The sequence below is a fragment of the uncultured Streptococcus sp. genome (assembly GCF_963528215.1).
GTDB lineage: Bacteria > Bacillota > Bacilli > Lactobacillales > Streptococcaceae > Streptococcus.
Genome location: NZ_CAURVL010000017.1, coordinates 16,158 through 37,372 on the forward strand (window position 1 = coordinate 16,158; position 21,215 = coordinate 37,372).

The following is a 21,215-nucleotide window of genomic DNA, read 5'->3' on the forward strand; positions in this document are numbered from 1 at the left end:
GTCCTCTAAACTATAAGATTTTAGAGTCACTTCTCCGCTGTGACACTCTGTAATTAGAATTATTTTACTAAATTTCTTTTTTCTTGTAAAATAAGGCTATGAACATATTGATTACTTCTGGCGGGACCAGCGAGAAAATCGACCGTGTCCGCTCTATTACCAATCATTCGACGGGACGGCTTGGCAAAATCATAGCTGAAACTTTCCTAGACAAGGGCGATCAGGTGACTCTGGTGACGACTCCCAAAGCTGTCCGTCCTAAAGCTCATCCCAATCTTACTATTATCTTAATTGAAAATGTTGCAGAACTGCTTGAAACCCTGGAGCCGCTCGTTCACACACATGATGTACTGATTCATGCAATGGCTGTCTCAGACTACACCCCCGTCTATATGACTGGTTTGGAAGCTGTAGCTGCTAGCTCTGATATGGCTGAATTTCTGAATAAGACTAACTCAGAAAGCAAGATTTCTTCTCAGGATGATGTTCAAGTTCTTTTTCTCAAAAAGACACCGAAAATCATCAACCTGGTAAAAAAATGGAATCCAGAGATTCGCTTGATTGGCTTCAAACTTCTAGTTGACGTTTCTAAGGAAGAGTTGCTTGAAACAGCAAGGACCAGCCTCATAAAAAATCAGGCAGAAATCATTGTCGTCAATGATTTGACAGATATTTCTAACCATATGCACAAAGCCTATCTTGTCAGAAATGATACTGTAACTCGAGCTCAATCCAAAGAAGAAATTGCTCAGCTCCTCTACCTGCATATCCATAGTCCATAAGGAGGTAAATGATGACACAGATTACCTTAGCCGTCAGTGGCAGCATATCAGCTTACAAAGCTGCTGACATCACCAGCCGTCTAAAGAAAGAAAACTTTGAAGTTGCTGTCCTCATGACAGATGCTGCAACAGAATTTATCACACCGCTGACCCTGCAGGTCTTGTCACAAAGACCAGTTGCAATTGATATTATGCAAGAACCTGACCCTAGCAAGGTCAATCACATTGACATCGCTAAAGAGTCTGACCTCTTTCTGCTTGCGCCTGCAACAGCTAATACCATCGCTAAACTAGCCAATGGTTTAGCTGACAATATGGTGACTGCTACTGCCCTGGCTCTGCCGCCTCATACGAAGAAAGTTTTGGCTCCAGCTATGAACACTAAGATGTTTGAAAATCCACTAACTCAGCACAATTTGGAGCGTCTGCAGCTTTTTGGATGGAAGATTATCCAACCGCGCGAAGCTGTTCTAGCCTGTGGCGATCAGGGGACAGGTGCTCTAGCTGAAATTGATACAATTATTGATACAGTAAAGGAACTTATTTATGAAAAAACAATCTAAAATTGCTCAAATTGCTATTTTCTTTGCCATTATGTTGGTACTGCACCTGCTCAGCTCAGTCATTTTCAACTTACTTCCAGTACCGATTAAACCTACGATTATTCACATTCCAGTGATTATCGCCAGTATCCTCTATGGCCCTAAAGTCGGAGCTGTTCTAGGTGGCCTTATGGGATGTATCAGCGTTGTCACAAATACCTTGGTGTTGCTACCAACCAGTTATCTCTTTAGCCCTTTTGTGCCAAACGGAAGCCTTTCTTCGCTTCTTGTTGCCATGGTGCCTCGCATTCTCATCGGTATTACTCCTTATTTCGTATATAAAGCTATGAAAAATAAGGCTGGCTTGATTGTAGCAGGTTCCGTAGGTTCTGTCACCAATACCATTTTTGTCTTGGGAGGTATTTTCTTTCTCTTTGCAAATGTATATCAAGGAGATATCAAAGCACTTCTAGCTGTGATTCTATCAGCAAATTCCATTGCCGAGTTAATCATTTCTGCGGTTTTGACAGCAACTATCATCCCTGCACTTGAAAAAGCGCAAAAATGATGATGATTTAGTTTTCTGGACCAAGCAATGCTTTGGTCTTTTTTAGGCTAGCAATTCTGCAATACCATTCTGAAATCCCTGAAAGAATGCCTTGAAAAGTATTTCATCGTTTTCTAGGTAACCTCTTTCAAAATTAATGAAAATATGCTACAATGAAAGCGATTAAGAAAATTTAAGAGTAGGATTTTTTACTAAAATTTCCATCTCTTCATTTCAAAAATAAAGGAGACTCCACCTATGACTTATCAAGATAACTTCAAAAAATGGCTTGATTACGCTGAACTTCCTGACTATCTTCGTGAAGACTTGAATAGTATGGACGAAAAAACTAAGGAAGATGCCTTTTACACCAATCTTGAGTTTGGTACTGCTGGTATGCGTGGTTTGATTGGCGCTGGTACCAACCGTATTAATATTTATGTTGTCCGTCAGGCAACCGAAGGTTTGGCTCGCTTGATTGAAGAAAAAGGTGATGAGTTCAAAAAACGCGGTGTTGCGATTGCTTACGACTCCCGTCATTTTTCACCAGAATTTGCCTTTGAATCTGCTGCTGTTTTAGCTAAGCACGACATCAAGTCCTATGTCTTTGAAAGTCTGCGCCCAACTCCAGAACTTTCATTTGCGGTACGTCATTTAGGAACTTTTGCTGGTATCATGATTACAGCCAGCCACAACCCTGCTCCATTTAACGGCTACAAGGTATATGGTGAAGATGGTGGACAAATGCCTCCGCATGATGCGGATGCATTGACTGACTACATCCGTGCGATTGAAAATCCTTTTGCTATTGAGGTAGCTGACATTGAAGCTGAAAAAGCTTCTGGTTTGATTGAAGTGATTGGCGATGCTATTGATGCTGAATACCTCAAGGAAGTTAAAGATGTCAATATCAACCAAAAACTGATTGATGAATACGGCAAGGACATGAAGATTGTCTATACTCCACTGCACGGTACTGGTGAAATGTTGGCTCGTCGCGCTTTGGCTCAAGCAGGATTTGATTCTGTAGAAGTTGTTGAAGCTCAAGCTGTAGCTGATCCAGACTTCTCTACTGTTAAGTCTCCAAACCCTGAAAGCCAAGCAGCCTTTGCCTTAGCTGAGGAATTAGGTCGTAAGGTTGGTGCAGATGTCTTGGTCGCAACTGACCCAGATGCTGACCGTGTCGGTGTAGAAGTTCTGCAAAAAGACGGAAGCTACCTCAACCTTTCAGGTAACCAAATCGGGGCTATCATGGCTAAGTACATCCTGGAAGCTCATAAGAGTGCTGGAACTCTGCCAGCTAACGCAGCTCTCTGCAAGTCTATCGTTTCTACTGACTTGGTGACTAAGATTGCTGAAAGCTATGGCGCAACCATGTTCAATGTCTTGACTGGTTTCAAATTTATCGCTGAAAAGATTCAAGAATTCGAAGAAAAACACAACCACACCTACATGATGGGATTTGAAGAAAGCTTCGGCTATCTGATTAAGCCATTTGTACGTGATAAAGATGCTATCCAAGCTGTTTTGGTTGTGGCTGAGCTTGCTGCCTACTACCGCTCACGTGGCTTGACCTTGGCTGACGGTATTGAAGAAATCTACAAAGAGTATGGTTACTTTGCCGAAAAGACTATCTCTGTGACCTTGTCTGGTGTTGATGGAGCTGAGCAAATCAAGGCTATCATGGCTAAGTTCCGTGACAATGCTCCGAAAGAATTCAACGCTACTGCTATTTCTGTTACTGAAGACTTTAAGGCTCAGACTTCTACCGCCGCAGACGGTACTGTTACAGCTCTGACGACTCCTCCAAGCGACGTGCTGAAATACACCTTGGCTGACGGTTCATGGATTGCTGTTCGTCCATCCGGAACAGAACCAAAAATCAAGTTCTACATTGCCGTTGTTGGTGACAGTAATGAAGACGCTCAAGCAAAAATTACTGCTATTGAAGCAGAGATTAATGCCTTTATCAAGTAAAAAAACACTATCAACCAGAGGATGAATTTCACATTCTCTGGTTTTTCGTTTCCAAATCAAGCATTTTTCTGCTTTTTATGGCATACTAGTTTTATCAAAAGAAATGAGGATGATTTATGGAACAATTTGCTCAAAATATTAAAGACTTGGAAGTCGCAACTGTTGACCGCGCTCGTCAAGCAATTGCTGACAAAGAGACTGCAACTTTCTTCGTTGGTCGCAAAACTTGCCCTTACTGTCGAAAATTCGCTGCTACTCTTGCTGGCGTTGTCGCTGATACCAAGGCACATATTTTCTTTATCAATAGCGAAGAAGCCAGCGAATTAGAGAAACTGCAAGCCTTCCGCTCTGAATACAGCATTCCGACAGTTCCTGGTTTTGTTCATGTTCAAGACGGCCAAGTATCTGTTCGTTGTGATTCTTCTATGACTGCAGATGAAATTAAAGCTTTTGCAAACTTGTAAAATTGATTCAAAAAAATCTGAGACCAAATTAGTCTCAGATTTTTTATTCATTTCTAGCTTCCTGAAAAGCCTCCCACATCTTTTGCTGGGGTTTGGCAAAGGGGTAATTGCTAAAATCTTCTGGGTGAAGCCACAAGACCTCTCCATCAGCTGCGTGTTGGCTATCTTTGACTCGTCCATAAGCTAGCTGAATATGCCACTTACGATGGCTGAAGATATGCTGTACTTTTGAAAAGGACTGCTGCTGCCAATCAACAATCAAATCATAATCCTGCTCAAAGCTTTCTTGAGGAGACAAGTCCAGACTGGGCTGATTTTCAGCCACCTCAAACAAGGACATCTGATTTTCAATTTGAAATTCCTCAATTTCAATCAAGGGAAAATGCCAAAAACCTGATAATAAGCCTGCGGCCTCATTCTTTTCAAGCAAGAACTGTCCCTGTTCGTTTTCGATAATCAGGCCTTGCAGATAGACTGGAACTGGCTTCTTTTTAGGTGCTTTGATTGGATATTTATCCATAGTTCCGTGCAAATAAGCTGCGCTGAACTCTTTTACAGGGCTGTCTTCTGGATGAGGATTAACAGGAGCTTCGATATCTGACCCCAAATCCATCAGTGCCTGATTGAAATCTCCGGGTCTGCCTGGATCAATCAGAACCTCCATCATAGCCTGAAAAACCTTACGATTGCTGGGTTGACCAATATCTAGATCCACTTCAAACAATCGACTCAGCACCCGCATAACATTGCCATCCACCGCAGGCTCAGCTAGTCCAAAGGCAATACTAGCAATAGCACCAGCCGTATAAGGTCCAATCCCTTTGAGGCTAGCAATTCCTTCATAGCTATTAGGAAATTCTCCATCGAAATCCGTCATTATCTGCTGAGCCGCTTTTTGCATATTTCGCACCCGCGAGTAATAGCCCAAACCTTCCCAAGCCTTGAGCAGTCTATCCTCTGGCGCCTGAGCTAAATCAGCTACAGTCGGAAACCAGTCAAGGAAACGTTCATAGTAAGGAATCACCGTATCAACTCTGGTCTGCTGCAGCATAATCTCAGAAACCCAAATATGATAAGGATTATTTGTTCTGCGCCAAGGAAGGTCGCGTTTGTTTTCATCATACCAGGTTAATAATTTCTCGCGAAAAGAGGCAATTTTATCTGCCTCCCACATCTCAATTCCGTATTCTTTCAAATCTAACATAAATCTAGTATAGCATAAGGCAAGAAAAATTGAAGAGCTTATGCCCTCCAATCGCTTCCTATCGTTTAATAATGACCAACAGCCTGACTGGCTGTAATCAAAGTCAGCTTGTATACGTCATCCGCATTACAGCCTCGAGAAAGGTCATTAACTGGGTGGTTTAGTCCTTGCAAGATAGGACCTACCGCTGAAAAGCCACCCAAACGCTCTGCCATTTTGTAGCTGATATTCCCTGCCTCGATACTTGGAAAGACAAAGACAGTCGCTTGACCAGCCACAGGGCTGCCAGGTGCTTTCAGCTCCGCTGTTGCAGGAACGAAAGCTGCATCAAACTGCAATTCACCATCAATAGCCAAGTCTGGACGCATTTCCTGAGCTAGCTTAGTTGCCTCTACTACCTTATCAACTTTCTCTCCAAAACCAGAACCCTTGGTCGAATAGCTGAGCATAGCAACTTTTGGATCGATACCGAAAATTTGTGCTGTCAAAGCTGAGTTAACAGCAATCTCCGCCAAGATATTGGCATCTGGATCGATATTGATGGCACAGTCACTGAAAATATAGCGTTCGTCATCACGCACCATGAGGAAGGCACCTGAAGTACGAGAGACCCAAGGCAGGGTCTTGATGATTTGAAGAGCTGGCCGAACAGTCGCTGCTGTAGAGTGGATTGCTCCTGAAACCATCCCTTGAACCTTGCCAAGATAAACCAACATGACCCCAAAGTAGTTGACATCTTCCTTGAGCAACTGACGTGCTTCATCTGCAGTGATTTTCCCTTTTCGACGCTCAACGAATGCTTCTACCAGTTCCTCAAAGCAAGAACAGTTTGAAGGATCAATAACCTGATATCCTTCTTTTACTCCCTCAATTTCTAGATAAATACGGATTTTATCAGGATTACCCAAAAGAACTGGTGTAATATCAGTTTCTTTCACCAAACGTTTAGTTGCTTGCAAAATCCGTGGCTCTTCACCCTCCGGCAAGACAATTTTTACTTCCTTATCTTTCAAAGCTTCACGAATTGAATCAAAAATTTTCATGTTTCTTAAAACTCCTTTATCTCTTAATCTTTTAATTTCTCAATAACTTGTTTAAAATCTTCTGGCAAAGGACTGGCACGCTCAACTTCCTGTCCGCTAAAAGGGTTATAAAATTTCAAAGAATGACAATGTAAAGCTTGGCGCTCTATTCCGTGTTCCAAACTCCCTCCATAAAGGTCGTCACCCAAAAGCGGAAAGCCAATATGTGAAAAATGAACGCGGATTTGATGAGTCCGCCCAGTATGCAGATGAATATCCACCAGATAGACATCTCCAAATCGCTCTATGACCTTGTAACTGGTATGGGCATACTTGCCATCCTCTGTCACGCGCCTCGTAATGATACTCTCAGGGTTGCGTCCAATCGGAGCAATAATCTCACCTTGCTCTTCTAAGTCACCAGTCCCCCGAACTAGAGCGTAATAGCGCTTTTCTATCAGCTTCTTCTGCAACTGTTTGTCCAATCTGGCATGAGCATAGCCATGCTTGGCAAAGAGCATGAGCCCACTTGTATCCTTATCCAGACGCGTCACGATATGCACCTGCTGGTTTTCATAGCCCTGACGAATATAGTAAGCCTTGACGAAATTAGCCATAGTATTGGAATGATTAACACTGGGAATACTAGCCACCCCTGCCGGTTTATCCAAAACCAAGAAATGCTCATCCTCGTAGACGACAGACAAGTCCTTATCAACAGCTTTCAGACTCTCAAATCCTTTTTCAGAAGGAATGTCAATCGTCACTTTATCGCCAATATCCAAGAGATAAATAGCGTTCTGAGGCTGATGGTTGACAAGAATGTTTCCGCCGGAAAATTTTATCTTTGCCAAGAGGCCTTTGGAAATTTCGTGCCGTTTTAAAAAGGTCTTTACCTTGACATGCTCATCAGCAATAAACTCAAACCTCATTCCCGGCACTCTCCAATAAAGGAGTCTCTGACACGATTCCAAAAGCTGGTATGGCTTGGTGAAGCCACAAAATGTATCTTATGATTGTCAATCTGATACTCAATACGGACAATATTTTTGAAAGAGAAAGTTTGATTGTCAACCGCAATAGTGTGATAGTCACTGCGGGTCGGCACTAATTCAATCTTATCTTTTTTGGGAACAATGACCGAAGATCCTAAAGTCCGATAAACCCGATTGTTGAGACTGGCAATTTCTGTCACCTGCAAGGCTTCGATTGTTGGATGCAATACCGCTCCACCTAGAGATTTGTTATAGGCTGTACTGCCTGTCGGAGTAGAAACGGAAATTCCATCCCCTCGGAAACGCTCGAAATGAACCCGATTGATAATGACATCAGCTACCATAGTCCGATCCGAACGCTTGATTGTTGCTTCGTTCAAAGCACGAATGGTGCGTGTATCACCATTTTCAAAAGTGATTTTCACATTTAAAATTGGATAAGAAACCTGAGCACCCGTATCCAATTTAAGGTTTTCGACAAGCTTATCCAATTCAAAATCACGGTAGTCTGTATAAAAGCCGAGATGCCCTGTATGCACACCGACAAAGCGGACCCGATCCAGCTGTTCTTCATACATATGAAAAGCTGATAGCAGCATGCCGTCACCACCCACCGAAATCACGATGTCGGGATTCTTAGGAGTTAAAATAAAGCCATTTTGTTTAAGCTTCTGCTTCAAATCCTGATAGACTTGTTCACTCTGTCTTTTCCGATTGCGGATAATCGCTATTTTTTTATCTGTATTCTTCATCTGTATCATCACTATTTCCCACACCGTCATTTAACTTGCGGTGAAGAGGATCAAAGAGAGCCTGCGCCTCCTGGATAGCATCACGGATTTCTCCCATCTCCTCATCCAGCTGATAGGCAAGATTAGCTGTCGTTTCCAAGCGACATTTGATCTCCTCGGGAAATTCTCCTTTATACTTGTAATTCAAAGAATGCTCAATCGTAGCCCAAAAATTCATCGAAAGGGTGCGAATCTGAATCTCAGCCAGAATAAGCCTATGACCATTAATCGTATCAACTGGATACTCTATAATCACATGGTAGCTCCGATAGCCACTGGCTTTTTTGTTTTTTATATAATCCCGCTCCTGAATAATCCGCATATCGGTCCGGTTTCGCAGGACTTCTAAAACTTCATCCACATCATCAACAAACTGTACCATGACCCGTAAGCCAGCGATATCCTGCATCTCCTGCTCGATATTTTCCTCTCGAATACCTCGAAGAACCATCTTTTCTTTAATGCTCTCAATCGGCTTGACACGCCCGGTCACAAACTCAATCGGGGAATGACGCTGCTGCTTGCGGTATTGCTTTCGCACCCCACGAAGCTTAATTTTCAGCTCTCCAACCGCTTGAATATAGGGGTCTAAAAACTCTTCCCATTCTATTGTCATACACTTACCTTGTCATATCATTATTTTTTGTATAAAATAAACACAACTGTTATTATAACATAAATCGCTTTCAAAAAAAAGAAAAGGATATGAAAATGAATCACTTAGAAATTGAATTCAAAACCATGCTGACCAAAGAAGAGCACGACCGTCTGCTCCAGTTTTTTGCTGATATTTCGCCTATTAGCCAAACCAACCACTACATCGATTCAGATCAGCAAAGTATTCGACACGCACATATGGCTTTTCGAGTACGAACTTTTAACCATCGCGAAGCTGAGCTGACGCTCAAGATTCCTCAAGAAGTCGGAGCCTTGGAACTTAATCAGAACCTGACACCAGAAGAAACTGAAAATATTTTGCAGAACAATGAATTTCCTACGGGAGAGATTTTAGAATCACTGCTTCAAAAAGAAATTCCTATCCAAGACTTGAAGATTCTTGGCTCTCTAGAGACTATCCGCTATGAAAAAGAAGACGAAATTGGCCTCCTTGCTCTGGATGAGAGTCACTACTTGGACAAAAAAGACTTCGAACTCGAAGTCGAAGTTGAAGATTTCGAAAAAGGAAAAGAAAATTTCCTCAACTTCCTAAAACAGCACAAGATCGACTACAAACCTGGTAAGAGCAAGATAGCAAGATTTTCTGAAAACTTGTAAATCAACGACCACAAAATAGCTGAAATAATCTAATTTTTTTGGTAAAATAAAAGGTAGCAATCTAAAGACTATTGAAATCTAAATTTCATGGAGCATTAGATTATAGAAATGACACAAAAAGAGGACGGTCCAACTCATGTCAGATAAAAAAAATATGAAGCTTTTTTCCCTCAACTCCAATCATTCCATAGCTGAAAAAATCGCTGAGGCTGCTGGGGTTCCTTTGGGAAAACTTTCCTCCCGCCAATTCTCGGACGGCGAGATTCAGATTAACATTGAAGAAAGTGTCCGTGGCTATGATATATACATCATTCAGTCTACTAGCTTCCCTGTCAATAATCACTTGATGGAACTCTTGATTATGGTGGATGCCTGCAAGCGTGCAAGTGCCAACACGATTAATGTTGTGATGCCTTATTTTGGTTATGCCCGTCAGGATCGGACTGCTGCCCCTCGCGAGCCAATCACAGCTAAACTGGTTGCCAACATGCTTGTCGGAGCTGGAGTAGATCGTGTGATTTCTCTGGATCTTCATGCCGTGCAGGTCCAAGGATTCTTTGATATCCCAGTTGATAACCTCTTCACTATCCCACTCTTTGCCAAACACTACTGCAACATGGGGCTTACTGGCGATGATGTCGTTGTCGTCAGCCCTAAAAACTCTGGTGTAAAACGCGCCCGCAATCTGGCTGAATATCTGGATGCCCCTATCGCTATCATTGATTATGGCGAAGACGAGGCAGGTCGCTCCGAGGGCTATATTATCGGAGATGTCGAAGGCAAGAAAGCTATTCTGATTGACGACATTTTAAATACCGGTCGGACTTTCTCTGAAGCAGCTAAAATTGTCTGTCGTGAAGGCGCAGTCGAAATCTATGCTGTATGCAGTCATGGTCTCTTTGCGGATAAAGCTGCGGAATTGCTGGATAATTCTCCTATCAGGGAAATACTTGTGACAGACTCTGTTGATACCAAAGAAAAAACACCTAAGAACCTCCACTACATTACAGCAAGTGAACTGATTGGTGATGCCATTGTCCGCATCCAAGAAAGAAGACCAGTCAGCCCGCTCTTTGCCTATCAAAAGAAATAAGGTAACCAGAGTGATTTATTTAGATAACGCCGCTACAACTGCTTTGTCGCTCGCTGCAATCCAAGCAATGACCAAAACTATGACCGTCTTCGGAAATCCTTCCAGTACGCATAGCCATGGTCGAGAAGCTAGTAAACTGCTCAGACAGGCGCGTGAAGATGTTGCTCAAGCCTTGCATACTCAAAGCAATAAGATTCTTTTTACTTCAGGCGGCACTGAAAGCAATAATACTGCTATCAAAGGCTATGCCCTTCGTCACCAGAACCGAGGAAAGCATATTGTCACCACTGCTATTGAGCACCATGCTGTCTTAGAAGTGGTAGAGTACTTAGTAGATAAATTCGGCTTCGAAGCTACTTTTGTTCAGCCGGTGGATGGTCAGATTCGAGCGGAGGATATTAAGAAGGCTCTTAGGCCTGACACTATTCTTGTATCTGTCATGTCAGTCAATAACGAAACTGGTGCTATCCTTCCCATTAAGGAAATTGGTGAACTACTGCAAGAACATCCTGCTGCTTTTCACGTTGATGCTGTCCAAGCAATTGGTAAACTTCCCATATACCCTGACGAGCTAGGGATTGACTTTCTATCTGCTTCAGCGCATAAGTTTCATGGTCCCAAAGGCGTTGGCTTCCTTTATGCCAAGAAGATGGATTTGGACAATTTCATGCACGGTGGCGACCAGGAAGAAAAACACCGGGCCGGAACTGAAAATCTAATCTCTATCACAGGTATGGCGGCGGCTCTGTCAGATAGCACGGAACATCTTGAGGAAAATCTAGCGCATGCGCAAGACTTAAAAAACAGCTTACTTGCTGACTTATCAGACATTGACTTTTACTTAAATGAAAGTCAGCCCAGCTTGCCTTACGTCATCAATTTGGGATTTCCCAATCAAAAAAATGACCTGCTTCTGCTTCAAATGGATTTAAATGGCTTTTCCATTTCAACAGGCTCAGCTTGCACAGCCGGAGCTATACAACCCAGTCATGTTTTGCAGGCTATGTACGGCAAGGATTCCAACCGCTTGTATGAGTCCATTCGGATCAGTACTTCGGACCAGACGACTCTGCAAGATATTCAATCATTTACAAAGAAATTAAAAGAAATTTTAGGAGGATAAGATGGCCTTTCAAACATCTGTTAGCTTAGCAAACTGTGAATATACCTATTCACTTCACCCAAATGTCAAGAAATTTACCCTGCGCGACAATACATTCGCTGAAAGCAAGGTTGGTAACTATGAACTCTCACGTCTGCTGGAATCTGTTCCCAACAGCGGAAATGGTTTTCTGCTGAAAATCATCGTCAATAAAGAGTTGAATGGTTTCAAAATCAACATCACTGACAAATCAGGCCTGCGCTTGGTCAATATTTTCAAATCAGAAGACCATCACATTATCCAGCAAAAATTTTATTTCTTGATGGATAGCTTGGTTGAAAGAAATATTTTTGAAAAGACACCACAATAAGCAAGATTCTCGCAATTTTGCTTTTTTGGTTTTGAATCTTCAAAATTTAAACGAGCTTGACTTCTGCTTGGAACGCTTGAAAATATCAAATGACTAATCGAACCCAAAGAAAGGATTAACCAATGGTTGAACTGACCTATTTGGACTCATATAAGGTAAAACGAACACTTACCTATGAAGATTTCGATGAATTTCTTCTAGCCTTCTCTGGCTGCGTTACGGTTCCTGACTCGCTCAAGGTGCTTTCTGTTACGTATAAGGGACACCAGCTGCCTTTTGCAGGGCTAATTGGAGACTTGTACCGCCAGATGTACCAGTTAGACTTAACTCCCTATCAGGACTAATCTCTTCGCAACTGCAACATAACTTAAACGTTAACTCTTTTTTTTAGTGAATTAAACATTCTTAATTAGTTGATTTTTTCACAAACTTCCTATAAAATAGAATTAGAAAGGTTGTGATTTTGTGAAAACTGAAAAAAATACTACAATTCCCCGAGCAACTGCTAAGAGACTGTCGCTCTACTATCGTATTTTTAAACGGTTTAATGCTGAGAAGATTGAGAAAGCCAACTCCAAGCAAATCGCTGAAGCTATTGGCATTGACTCTGCTACCGTCAGACGAGATTTTTCTTATTTCGGTGAACTTGGCCGCAGAGGCTTTGGCTATGATGTCAAGAAATTAATGAACTTTTTTGCTGACCTCTTGAATGACAATGCTATCACCAATGTCATGATTGTTGGCGTCGGTAACATGGGGCGTGCTCTGCTGCACTATCGTTTTCATGAGCGTAATAAAATGAAGGTTGTAATGGCTTTCGACACAGATGACCATCCAGAAGTTGGAAGCACAACCAGCGATGGGATTCCTATCTATGGAATTTCCCAAATCAAAGAAAAAATACAGTCAGGAAATGTGCGTACTGCCATCCTAACTGTACCTAGCGTAAAAGCCCAAGAAGTTGCATCTATCTTAGTTCAAGCAGGTATCAAAGGCATTCTCTGCTTCTCGCCAGTCAACCTATCCCTACCTAAGGACGTGGTCGTTCAGTATGTTGACCTGACTAGCGAACTGCAGACTCTGCTCTACTTCATGAGAAAAAATGAACATTAATTTGAAAGAGGTATTAAACACTCAATGAGTAAACCAATTATTGGAATAACCGGAAATGAAAGAGAAATCCCAGACGATCACTTCATCCATATGAGCTATACGGCGACAGGATTCGTTGAGGGAGTTAAAGAAGTTGGCGGAATTCCAATGATTTTGCCAATTGGTGATGAAGAAATGGCAAAACGGTATGTTTCCGTTGTTGACAAATTAATCATCACAGGCGGTCAGAATGTATGTCCGCAGTTCTATGGGGAAGAAAAAGTCATTGAAAGCGATGATTATTTACTCAAACGGGACATTTTTGAATTAGCTTTAATTAAGGAAGCCCGCCGTCAAAATAAACCAATTTTCACCGTCTGCCGCGGAACCCAACTTTATAATGTCGCCTTAGGCGGTACGCTTCATCAAGATATTGAAGATCATTGGCAAGATAGCTCTGCTGAATACACGACTCAAAGCATGGTGACCAAGAACGGTTCTATTCTGCACGAAATCTATGGACCAGCATCTGAAATCAACTCCTTCCACCATCAGAGTATCAAGGATTTAGCGGCTGGCCTAGAAGTCATCGCCTATGATCCTCGCGATAAGATTATTGAAGCCATCACTTCTACTGACGGCAGTCCTTTCCTTGGCGTCCAATGGCATCCAGAGTTCTTGTTTGGCTCCAGAGAAGGAGACTTAGCTCTGTTTGATTATGTTGTCAATATTCTTTAAAAACCCCTACTCCTAGATAAACTTCTTTTCAACACGAATAGAAGTTTTTTATATTCAAGTAAATCAAATTATATCATATCTGTCTCCTCTCGGTAGCTATAGTAGTTGGACTTAGACACAATCAAATGATCCAAAAGAACAAAGCCCATCATCTCACATGCTTCTTTCATATGCTGGGTCACTTCATCATCGTTTCTGCTAGGGACGACTGAGCCTGATGGATGATTGTGTACCAGTATAATAGATGTAGCCAGGTGCTTGAGAGCGTAGTGGAGAATTTCTCTCGGCTCAGCAATACTTCTGCTGACCGTCCCCATGAAAATAGTCTGCTGGTGCAAAATTTGATTTTGACTATTAAGATAAATAGCAACCAAGCATTCCTGCCTTATGTCTCCTAGCTCTTGCTGCATCTTCTGGGCTAATTTTTGACTGCCCATAATCTGCTCTTTCTGCAGAACCTCTGCTCGGTTAATTCGACGGCCTAATTCGATAATGGCCTGCAGCTCCACAGCCTTAATCGGACCGATTCCAGAAATTGTTTGCAATTCCTGCAAAGTTAAATACTTGAGATCGTTCAGACTGGAAATAGATGATAAAATTCTTTGAGAAACTTGAAAAACAGTTTCTTTTTTGTTGCCTGTCCTGAGAAAGATTGATAGGAGCTCCTGGTTACTGAGTTTTTCAGCTCCTTCTCTCATTAAACGCTCCCGTGGCATTATGCTAATATCATCTTGAAATGAAATGCTATACATAGAAACCTCCTTACCTTATTATTCGGAAAAAGAGTTAAAATCAGCAAGAATAGATACAAAAAATAAAGATTGAAAATCTTTCGTCCAGAATAAATTTTAGATAAAAAAACACTCCAAAAATTAGAGTTCTTCCTAACATTTGGAGTGAAATGTTTTTTACCTTTAAATCTGCATTTGGTTATAGGACTTACTAAAAGATTCAAGAACTTCCTTAGGCGCCTTATCATACTCGACAGAGCCTTCTAAAGTTCCCTTGACAATAGTCCGGTTGGTTGCCGCAGCATCCTCACAAGTAACCAAAGTAATCTCTGTAACACCTTCTGTATCCTCAATCAGATCCGTTCGATCCGGAGTTACTGTTTCAACACTGGTGATTACATAAGTATAGACTTGCTCTTTATCGGTGATATAAATCTTCATACCAGCCTTAGCACGGTCCAGTGGGGAAAAGAGCATGTTACTAGCCCCTGTGATGCCAAAGACATGGTGGCTAGCCAAGGCATAATTTCCCTGCCCCATCTGCTGGGTCTCTTTCATCGTACCAGCACCATAATACAATCCAGCATTATCCAGTCCTTTGAAGATTGGCAAATTCATGGATACTTCTGGAATAGAGATGCCTCCGATAACGGGCAGTTGCTGGGCTTTCCACTGAGCATTGATGACCGCTTCTGTAGAAAGCGACTCTACCTTATTAAAATCAAAGCTAGTCTCGGCATTTTTATTTTTATTAATAGAGTCTTTGGAAACCTTGCTGACCTGATATTGGTTGGTATGCCAAACCATAATCATGTTTCGGATTTGCGCATTAAAGATTAAGCCAAGAGCCACAATAATTAATAATGTCGCAACAATATTGATAAAAATATTTCTTTTGCTTTTTTGTTTTCTTTTTCGACTTCTTTTTCCTTGTACCATATAGAGGTCCTCTTTTACGATTCGTTTTCTTCCTCTGCTACATCTTCTTTATCATCTGGTTCGACGCTTGTAAAGGTGACAATCTGTGCATTTTGGTCCAGACGCATGACCTTAACTCCCATGGTCGAGCGACCGGTCTGAGAAATATTAGCCACACTGGTCCGAATGATGACGCCTGTATTAGTGATAATCATCAAATCTTCCTCGCCAGTAACAGTCATCAGTCCCGCCAAAGGTCCGTTCTTATCTGTGATATTGGCCGTTTTAATACCTTTACCACCACGACCCTTAGTTGGATATTCGCTTGCAAGAGTCCGCTTACCATACCCTTTTTCAGTAATGACAAGCACTTCATCGCCTTCAGCAATCACACCGGCACCAACAACCTGATCACCGTCTCGAAGATTGACTCCGCGAACACCAGTCGCTATACGGCTCATACTCCGAACAGCTGTTTCATTGAAACGAACGGAATAACCAAACTTGGTACCAATGATAACGTCCGCTTCACCGTCTGTCAGAAAGACATTGATTAATTCGTCTTCATCCTTCAAGTTCAGAGCCTTGAGACCGTTCTGACGGATATTGTCAAACTCTGTTACACTGGTTCGTTTTACGATTCCGTGGCGAGTGGTAAAGAAGAGATAAGAGTCATCACTGCGGTCCTGCTCAACATTGATAATGGTCTGGATAGTCTCACCTTCATCCAGTTTCAAGAGATTGACCACAGGCAAGCCCTTAGCTGTCCGTCCATACTCAGGGATTTCATATCCTTTGAGACGATAAACCCGGCCCTTATTGGTGAAGAAGAGCAGTCTATCGTGGGTGCTCGTTGACACCAATTCTTTGACAAAGTCGTCATCTTTGACACCGGTTCCTTGAACACCGCGACCTCCGCGTTTCTGAGCAGTGAATTCAGCCTGATTGAGACGTTTGATATAGCCTTTATTAGACAGGGTAATCAAAACATCCGCTTCCTCAATCAAATCTTCATCTTCAAGAGAAAGAACTTCTCCCACCATCAGCTCAGTTCGGCGAACATCCGCAAATTTACGTTTGACCTCATCTAACTCTTCCTTTATAATAGCGATAACGCGCTCTGGCTTAGCCAAGATATCAGCCAAGTCCGCAATCAAAGCAATCAGCTCGTCGTACTCTGACTGAATCTTATCTCGTTCCAAACCAGTCAGACGACGCAGACGCATATCAAGGATAGCCTGACTCTGGCGCTCAGACAGCTCAAACTTAGCCATCAATTCAGCTTGGGCTTCTGCGTCCGTCTCGCTATTACGGATAATGCGAATCACTTCATCAATGTGATCCAATGCAATCAGCAAACCAGCCAAGATGTGAGCTCGCGCTTCCGCCTTTTCTTTATCAAAGGCCGTCCGTCGAGTCACCACTTCCTTTTGGTGCTCAATGTAAGCCAACAAAATCTCACGAAGAGACAGAATCTTCGGCACACCATTTTGAATAGCCAGCATATTGAAGCTGAAATTGGTCTGCATCTGAGTCAGCTTGAAAAGGTTATTTAGAATGACATGTGCAGAGGCATCACGACGAACCTCAATGACAAAACGGACCCCTTCACGGTTGGACTCATCACGAACAGCTGTGATACCGTCAATGCGTTTTTCCTGCACCAGACGAACAATATGCTCATGGACTTTAGTCTTATTAACCATGTAAGGAAACTCGGTTACGACAATTCGCTCACGACCATTTTTCATCTCTTCGATTTCAGTGCGAGAACGAAGAACAATCGAACCTTTCCCTGTTTCATAAGCCCGATGAATACCGGACTTGCCCATAACCAGTGCACCTGTCGGAAAATCTGGTCCAGGCAGGACTTCCATGATGTCGCGAGTTGTTGCTTCCGAATTGTCCATAACAAGCTTAACTGCATCAATAGACTCACCAAGATTATGTGGTGGGATATTGGTCGCCATCCCAACCGCAATCCCTGTCGCACCATTTACAAGTAAGTTAGGGAAGCGAGCAGGAAGAACTACAGGCTCTCTCTCGCTGGCATCATAGTTGTCAATATAATCAACAGTGTTTTTATTAATATCACGAAGCATCTCAAGAGCAATCTTGCTCATCCGTGCTTCTGTATAACGTTGAGCAGCGGCCCCGTCTCCGTCCATAGAACCGAAGTTTCCATGGCCATCTACGAGCATATAGCGATAGCTCCACCATTGAGCCATCCGCACCATCGCTTCATAAATAGAGGAGTCACCATGCGGGTGATACTTACCCATGACATCCCCTGTGATACGAGCTGATTTCTTGTGAGGCTTCTCAGGCGTCACACCCAGCTCATTCATACCATAGAGAATCCGACGGTGAACTGGCTTTAGACCATCACGAACATCTGGAAGTGCCCGAGCCACGATAACACTCATTGCGTAATCGATGAAACTAGTCTTCATTTCACTAGTCAGATTAACATTTACTAAGTTTCTGTCTTGCATTAAAAAATGCCTTTCTTTCATATTAAACTATCCTATATTATACCACATTTTCTTTAATTTTTCAGTATTTTGAACCGTTTGTAAAAACGTTTACATCGCTAGATACACAAGTTGACCGTGACAAAATATGTCAAAAGTGGTAGAATGAATGTGTATGGGAAATCTTCCCTAAAAAAATAAGGAGATGTTTAGAAATGACTGCTACTAAACAACATAAAAAAGTCATCCTTGTCGGTGACGGTGCTGTAGGTTCATCTTACGCATTTGCTCTTGTAACCCAAGGTATTGCTCAAGAACTTGGTATCATTGAAATTCCTCAATTATTTGAAAAAGCTGTCGGTGATGCTGAAGACCTTAGTCATGCCCTTGCCTTCACTTCACCTAAGAAAATCTACGCAGCTACTTATGCAGACTGTGCGGATGCAGACCTCGTTGTTATCACTGCAGGTGCACCTCAAAAACCAGGCGAAACTCGACTTGACCTTGTTGGTAAAAACTTAGCTATTAATAAATCTATTGTAACTCAAGTCGTTGAATCAGGCTTTGACGGTATCTTCCTTGTTGCTGCTAACCCAGTAGACGTTTTAACTTACTCAACTTGGAAATTCTCTGGCTTCCCTAAAGAACGCGTTATCGGTTCAGGTACTTCACTTGACTCAGCTCGCTTCCGCCAAGCTCTTGCTGAAAAGATTGGTATCGATGCCCGTTCTGTCCATGCCTACATCATGGGTGAGCACGGTGATTCTGAATTTGCGGTTTGGTCACACGCTAACGTTGCAGGTGTGAAATTGGAGCAATGGTTGCAAGCTAACCGTGACTTGAACGAACAAGACTTGGTTGATCTTTTTATCTCCGTTCGTGACGCAGCTTACTCTATCATCAACAAAAAAGGTGCAACTTACTACGGTATCGCGGTTGCTTTGGCTCGTATTACAAAAGCTATCCTTGACGATGAAAATGCTGTACTGCCATTGTCAGTCTTCCAAGAAGGCCAATATGGCGTTGAAAATGTCTTCATTGGTCAGCCTGCTATCGTTGGTGCTCACGGTATCGTACGTCCAGTAAACATCCCTCTGAACGATGCTGAAACTCAAAAAATGCAAGCTTCTGCTAAAGAATTGCAAGCAATTATTGATGAAGCATGGAAGAATCCTGAATTCCAAGAAGCATCTAAAAACTAATTATAAAAAAACATCTCCTGATAAAAGGGGATGTTTTTTATTTGCTTTAAATGGATTTGTTAGCAAAAATTTCAAGCAAATAAGGTACGACGAGCTCGCTATCTATATCTTCCAAAGAAGAAATCCAGACAAAGTCTGTATGCTCTTCTGAATCCAATATAATATCGCGCTGCTCCATAATCCTACTCGCATAAACTAAGCGTGTAAAAACAGTATCTTTGCTAGCATCAAACTGACTATCTTCGTGAATAATCATATCAATCTGAAGTTTTTGATTAACCTCCTCCATAGCCTCACGTAGAGCTGCCTCTCTGGGCATTTCATTCTCTTCTACACTACCACCTGGAATATCCCAATAGTTTGGATAAACATTAGGAAGGCCACGCTTTATTTTCGAGCGTTTGATAAGCAAATACTTCCTGTCTTTCTCAATCAAGGTATGGGCGATTAATTTTACTGTCATTGCATTTTCCTCCAAGAAAGAGCAAAAAAAGACTCCGAAGAGTCCAATTTTAAGTCATCCACCCTGAGAGAATCGAACTCCCATCTCAAGAACCGGAATCTTGCGTGATATCCATTACACTAAGGGTGGCAACTAATTCATTATAACTGATTTTCTTTGAAAATACAAGTGAAAATCAGAAAAAGAAGTTGAGAAATCTCAACTTCTTTTATCTAATTACAATTCAATATCGCCAAACAAATCAGCCATTGAGAATCCAGTTTGAGTTTCTGGAAGTTCAAAGTCACGTTTTTCTTGACGTTTTGGACGACGAGGACGTGATTGACGTTTCTCATCTTTTTGTCCTTCTTCTTGAGCTGGACGTTCTTCAAGAGCCTTGATAGAAAGTGATACACGCTCATCAGCAGCATTCACTTCAAGAACCTTAACAGTCACTTCTTGACCAACCTTAAGAGCATCCTTAGGACTTTCAACACGTTTGTGTGAAATTTGTGAAATGTGAACCAGTCCATCAATTCCTGGTAATACTTCAACGAAAGCACCGAAATCAGTCAAACGTTTTACAGTTCCTTCGATCACATCGCCTGCAGCAAGTTTTTGTTCAACGCCATCCCATGGTCCAGGAGTTGTTGCTTTAAGAGAGAGGGATACGCGTCCTTCTTCTTCGTTCAAATCAAGAACTTTCACTTCAATTTCATCACCAACTGATACAACAGACTTAGGTGATACGTTGCGTTCATGTGACAATTCAGTCAAGTGAACCAATCCGTCAACTCCGCCAAGGTCAATGAAAGCACCGAAGCTAGTGATGCGAGCAACTTTACCAGTTACAATATCACCAACATTCAACTTACCAAAGACTTCAGCACGTGCTGCTGCAGCTTCAGCTTCTACAACTTCACGACGTGAAAGGATGAAGCGGTTTTCTTTTGGATCTACTTCTTTGATCTTAGCATCAAACTCTTGACCTACAAAACGCTCAGTGTTGCGAACGAAACGAGTATCAAGCATTGAAGCAGGGATAAATCCACGAAGTCCTTCAAACTCAACTGAAAGTCCACCTTTAACAGCACGAGTGCCCTTAACAGTGACAACTTCTTCTTCACGACCAACCAATTTGTCCCAAGCTTTGCGAGCTTCCAAACGTTTTTTAGATACCAGGTAAGTTACTGTGTCTGTATCTTTACCCACTACTTGACGAAGAACAAGCAATTCAAGTGTTTCACCTGGTTTTACAAGGTCGTTGATATCAGCGTCGCGGTCGTTTGTCAACTCACGAAGAGTCAAAACACCTTCAACACCAGTTCCAGCGATTGCAACATTAGCTTGGTTAGCGTCAACAGTCAATACTTCAGCAGTAACGACGTCACCTGGCTCAACTTGGCTAACACTGTTTAGCAAATCTTCAAATTCATTCATCTAAAAAAATCCTC

The 21,215-nt window shown here is 42.2% G+C and carries 23 protein-coding genes and 1 tRNA gene; 13 read left to right on the forward strand and 11 right to left on the reverse strand.

What is annotated here, in order from left to right; translation table 11 throughout:
- The first annotated feature begins 98 nt into the window (after nucleotides 1-98).
- From RWS24_RS07515 to RWS24_RS07535, 5 genes are all read left to right on the forward strand, one after another.
- A complete protein-coding gene (locus tag RWS24_RS07515; protein WP_314366465.1) occupies nucleotides 99-782 on the forward strand; it encodes a phosphopantothenate--cysteine ligase in 684 nt (227 codons plus the stop codon).
- 11 nt (nucleotides 783-793) lie between these two features.
- A complete protein-coding gene (gene coaC, locus RWS24_RS07520) occupies nucleotides 794-1,345 on the forward strand; it encodes a phosphopantothenoylcysteine decarboxylase (protein WP_314366467.1) in 552 nt (183 codons plus the stop codon).
- Nucleotides 1,329-1,892 (forward strand): ECF transporter S component, encoded by a 564-nt coding sequence (locus RWS24_RS07525; protein WP_314366469.1) that lies wholly within the window; start codon nucleotides 1,329-1,331, stop codon nucleotides 1,890-1,892. Before coaC ends, RWS24_RS07525 begins: the two co-directional genes overlap by 17 nt.
- Before the next feature lie 237 nt (nucleotides 1,893-2,129).
- Nucleotides 2,130-3,848, forward strand: a complete 1,719-nt coding sequence (locus tag RWS24_RS07530) for a phospho-sugar mutase (RefSeq protein ID WP_314366471.1) — start codon at nucleotides 2,130-2,132, stop codon at nucleotides 3,846-3,848.
- A gap of 116 nt (nucleotides 3,849-3,964) precedes the next feature.
- Nucleotides 3,965-4,312 carry a thioredoxin gene (locus RWS24_RS07535; protein WP_223312948.1) on the forward strand — a complete coding sequence of 116 codons (348 nt, stop codon included), beginning with the start codon at nucleotides 3,965-3,967 and terminating at the stop codon, nucleotides 4,310-4,312.
- 43 nt (nucleotides 4,313-4,355) lie between these two features.
- On the opposite strand, the gene mutY is transcribed toward RWS24_RS07535, so the two are convergent.
- From mutY to RWS24_RS07560, 5 genes are all read right to left on the reverse strand, one after another.
- Nucleotides 4,356-5,516, reverse strand: coding sequence for an A/G-specific adenine glycosylase (gene mutY / locus RWS24_RS07540; protein WP_314366474.1), 1,161 nt, complete (start codon nucleotides 5,514-5,516; stop codon nucleotides 4,356-4,358).
- 65 nt (nucleotides 5,517-5,581) lie between these two features.
- A complete protein-coding gene (gene pta / locus RWS24_RS07545; RefSeq protein ID WP_111675790.1) occupies nucleotides 5,582-6,559 on the reverse strand; it encodes a phosphate acetyltransferase in 978 nt (325 codons plus the stop codon).
- 23 nt (nucleotides 6,560-6,582) lie between these two features.
- Nucleotides 6,583-7,470: an RluA family pseudouridine synthase gene (locus RWS24_RS07550; RefSeq protein WP_314366477.1), complete on the reverse strand. Its 888-nt coding sequence runs from the start codon at nucleotides 7,468-7,470 to the stop codon at nucleotides 6,583-6,585.
- Entirely contained in the window at nucleotides 7,467-8,285 is an 819-nt protein-coding gene (locus tag RWS24_RS07555; protein ID WP_302479835.1) for an NAD kinase, read from the reverse strand. Before RWS24_RS07555 ends, RWS24_RS07550 begins: the two co-directional genes overlap by 4 nt.
- Nucleotides 8,269-8,940, reverse strand: a complete 672-nt coding sequence (locus tag RWS24_RS07560) for a GTP pyrophosphokinase family protein (RefSeq protein WP_314366478.1) — start codon at nucleotides 8,938-8,940, stop codon at nucleotides 8,269-8,271. The genes RWS24_RS07555 and RWS24_RS07560 overlap by 17 nt, the downstream gene beginning before the upstream one ends.
- A gap of 95 nt (nucleotides 8,941-9,035) precedes the next feature.
- Between RWS24_RS07560 and RWS24_RS07565 the strand changes: the two genes are divergently transcribed.
- The 7 genes from RWS24_RS07565 (at nucleotide 9,036) to RWS24_RS07595 (ending at nucleotide 13,994) form a co-directional block, all read left to right on the forward strand.
- A complete protein-coding gene (locus RWS24_RS07565; protein WP_314366480.1) occupies nucleotides 9,036-9,599 on the forward strand; it encodes a CYTH domain-containing protein in 564 nt (187 codons plus the stop codon).
- A 136-nt stretch (nucleotides 9,600-9,735) separates the two neighbouring features.
- On the forward strand, nucleotides 9,736-10,692 hold the full coding sequence (locus tag RWS24_RS07570) for a ribose-phosphate diphosphokinase (protein ID WP_314366482.1): 957 nt from the start codon (nucleotides 9,736-9,738) through the stop codon (nucleotides 10,690-10,692).
- A 10-nt stretch (nucleotides 10,693-10,702) separates the two neighbouring features.
- Nucleotides 10,703-11,815 (forward strand): cysteine desulfurase family protein, encoded by a 1,113-nt coding sequence (locus RWS24_RS07575; protein WP_314366484.1) that lies wholly within the window; start codon nucleotides 10,703-10,705, stop codon nucleotides 11,813-11,815.
- A gap of 1 nt (nucleotide 11,816) precedes the next feature.
- Entirely contained in the window at nucleotides 11,817-12,164 is a 348-nt protein-coding gene (locus tag RWS24_RS07580) for a DUF1831 domain-containing protein (RefSeq protein WP_002897523.1), read from the forward strand.
- 122 nt (nucleotides 12,165-12,286) lie between these two features.
- Nucleotides 12,287-12,508, forward strand: coding sequence for a DUF4649 family protein (locus RWS24_RS07585; RefSeq protein ID WP_002900305.1), 222 nt, complete (start codon nucleotides 12,287-12,289; stop codon nucleotides 12,506-12,508).
- A gap of 121 nt (nucleotides 12,509-12,629) precedes the next feature.
- A complete protein-coding gene (locus RWS24_RS07590) occupies nucleotides 12,630-13,277 on the forward strand; it encodes a redox-sensing transcriptional repressor Rex (protein ID WP_314366488.1) in 648 nt (215 codons plus the stop codon).
- A 24-nt stretch (nucleotides 13,278-13,301) separates the two neighbouring features.
- Nucleotides 13,302-13,994, forward strand: a complete 693-nt coding sequence (locus RWS24_RS07595) for a gamma-glutamyl-gamma-aminobutyrate hydrolase family protein (RefSeq protein ID WP_314366490.1) — start codon at nucleotides 13,302-13,304, stop codon at nucleotides 13,992-13,994.
- Nucleotides 13,995-14,062: 68 nt separating this feature from the next.
- Here the strand turns inward: RWS24_RS07595 and radC are convergent, their stop codons facing one another.
- The 3 genes from radC to gyrA form a co-directional block, all read right to left on the reverse strand.
- Nucleotides 14,063-14,746: a DNA repair protein RadC gene (gene radC / locus RWS24_RS07600; RefSeq protein WP_314366491.1), complete on the reverse strand. Its 684-nt coding sequence runs from the start codon at nucleotides 14,744-14,746 to the stop codon at nucleotides 14,063-14,065.
- A gap of 162 nt (nucleotides 14,747-14,908) precedes the next feature.
- Nucleotides 14,909-15,664, reverse strand: a complete 756-nt coding sequence (locus RWS24_RS07605; RefSeq protein ID WP_002918965.1) for a class A sortase — start codon at nucleotides 15,662-15,664, stop codon at nucleotides 14,909-14,911.
- Between the two features lie 14 nt (nucleotides 15,665-15,678).
- Nucleotides 15,679-18,138, reverse strand: a complete 2,460-nt coding sequence (gene gyrA, locus RWS24_RS07610) for a DNA gyrase subunit A (RefSeq protein WP_314366494.1) — start codon at nucleotides 18,136-18,138, stop codon at nucleotides 15,679-15,681.
- A 194-nt stretch (nucleotides 18,139-18,332) separates the two neighbouring features.
- On the opposite strand from gyrA, the gene RWS24_RS07615 reads away from it, so the two are divergent.
- Nucleotides 18,333-19,319: an L-lactate dehydrogenase gene (locus tag RWS24_RS07615; protein WP_002909689.1), complete on the forward strand. Its 987-nt coding sequence runs from the start codon at nucleotides 18,333-18,335 to the stop codon at nucleotides 19,317-19,319.
- Between the two features lie 46 nt (nucleotides 19,320-19,365).
- Here RWS24_RS07615 and RWS24_RS07620 read toward each other — a convergent pair whose 3' ends face one another.
- The 3 genes from RWS24_RS07620 to rpsA all read right to left on the reverse strand — a co-directional run bounded on the left by RWS24_RS07620 (nucleotide 19,366) and on the right by rpsA (nucleotide 21,201).
- A complete protein-coding gene (locus RWS24_RS07620; protein WP_268701576.1) occupies nucleotides 19,366-19,782 on the reverse strand; it encodes an NUDIX hydrolase in 417 nt (138 codons plus the stop codon).
- Between the two features lie 57 nt (nucleotides 19,783-19,839).
- Nucleotides 19,840-19,911: transfer RNA gene (locus RWS24_RS07625), tRNA-Arg, on the reverse strand.
- Between the two features lie 87 nt (nucleotides 19,912-19,998).
- Entirely contained in the window at nucleotides 19,999-21,201 is a 1,203-nt protein-coding gene (rpsA, locus tag RWS24_RS07630; protein WP_002897515.1) for a 30S ribosomal protein S1, read from the reverse strand.
- Nucleotides 21,202-21,215: the final 14 nt, after the last annotated feature.

Bases quoted from the DNA above. Each gene is read 5' to 3' on its own strand.
- RWS24_RS07515 (WP_314366465.1), top strand. From the start codon at position 99: ATGAACATATTGATTACTTCTGGCGGGACCAGCGAGAAAATCGACCGT.
- coaC (WP_314366467.1), top strand. From the start codon at position 794: ATGACACAGATTACCTTAGCCGTCAGTGGCAGCATATCAGCTTACAAA.
- RWS24_RS07525 (WP_314366469.1), top strand. From the start codon at position 1,329: ATGAAAAAACAATCTAAAATTGCTCAAATTGCTATTTTCTTTGCCATT.
- RWS24_RS07530 (WP_314366471.1), top strand. From the start codon at position 2,130: ATGACTTATCAAGATAACTTCAAAAAATGGCTTGATTACGCTGAACTT.
- RWS24_RS07535 (WP_223312948.1), top strand. From the start codon at position 3,965: ATGGAACAATTTGCTCAAAATATTAAAGACTTGGAAGTCGCAACTGTT.
- mutY (WP_314366474.1), bottom strand. From the start codon at position 5,516: ATGTTAGATTTGAAAGAATACGGAATTGAGATGTGGGAGGCAGATAAA.
- pta (WP_111675790.1), bottom strand. From the start codon at position 6,559: ATGAAAATTTTTGATTCAATTCGTGAAGCTTTGAAAGATAAGGAAGTA.
- RWS24_RS07550 (WP_314366477.1), bottom strand. From the start codon at position 7,470: ATGAGGTTTGAGTTTATTGCTGATGAGCATGTCAAGGTAAAGACCTTT.
- RWS24_RS07555 (WP_302479835.1), bottom strand. From the start codon at position 8,285: ATGAAGAATACAGATAAAAAAATAGCGATTATCCGCAATCGGAAAAGA.
- RWS24_RS07560 (WP_314366478.1), bottom strand. From the start codon at position 8,940: ATGACAATAGAATGGGAAGAGTTTTTAGACCCCTATATTCAAGCGGTT.
- RWS24_RS07565 (WP_314366480.1), top strand. From the start codon at position 9,036: ATGAATCACTTAGAAATTGAATTCAAAACCATGCTGACCAAAGAAGAG.
- RWS24_RS07570 (WP_314366482.1), top strand. From the start codon at position 9,736: ATGTCAGATAAAAAAAATATGAAGCTTTTTTCCCTCAACTCCAATCAT.
- RWS24_RS07580 (WP_002897523.1), top strand. From the start codon at position 11,817: ATGGCCTTTCAAACATCTGTTAGCTTAGCAAACTGTGAATATACCTAT.
- RWS24_RS07585 (WP_002900305.1), top strand. From the start codon at position 12,287: ATGGTTGAACTGACCTATTTGGACTCATATAAGGTAAAACGAACACTT.
- RWS24_RS07595 (WP_314366490.1), top strand. From the start codon at position 13,302: ATGAGTAAACCAATTATTGGAATAACCGGAAATGAAAGAGAAATCCCA.
- radC (WP_314366491.1), bottom strand. From the start codon at position 14,746: ATGTATAGCATTTCATTTCAAGATGATATTAGCATAATGCCACGGGAG.
- RWS24_RS07605 (WP_002918965.1), bottom strand. From the start codon at position 15,664: ATGGTACAAGGAAAAAGAAGTCGAAAAAGAAAACAAAAAAGCAAAAGA.
- gyrA (WP_314366494.1), bottom strand. From the start codon at position 18,138: ATGCAAGACAGAAACTTAGTAAATGTTAATCTGACTAGTGAAATGAAG.
- RWS24_RS07615 (WP_002909689.1), top strand. From the start codon at position 18,333: ATGACTGCTACTAAACAACATAAAAAAGTCATCCTTGTCGGTGACGGT.
- RWS24_RS07620 (WP_268701576.1), bottom strand. From the start codon at position 19,782: ATGACAGTAAAATTAATCGCCCATACCTTGATTGAGAAAGACAGGAAG.
- rpsA (WP_002897515.1), bottom strand. From the start codon at position 21,201: ATGAATGAATTTGAAGATTTGCTAAACAGTGTTAGCCAAGTTGAGCCA.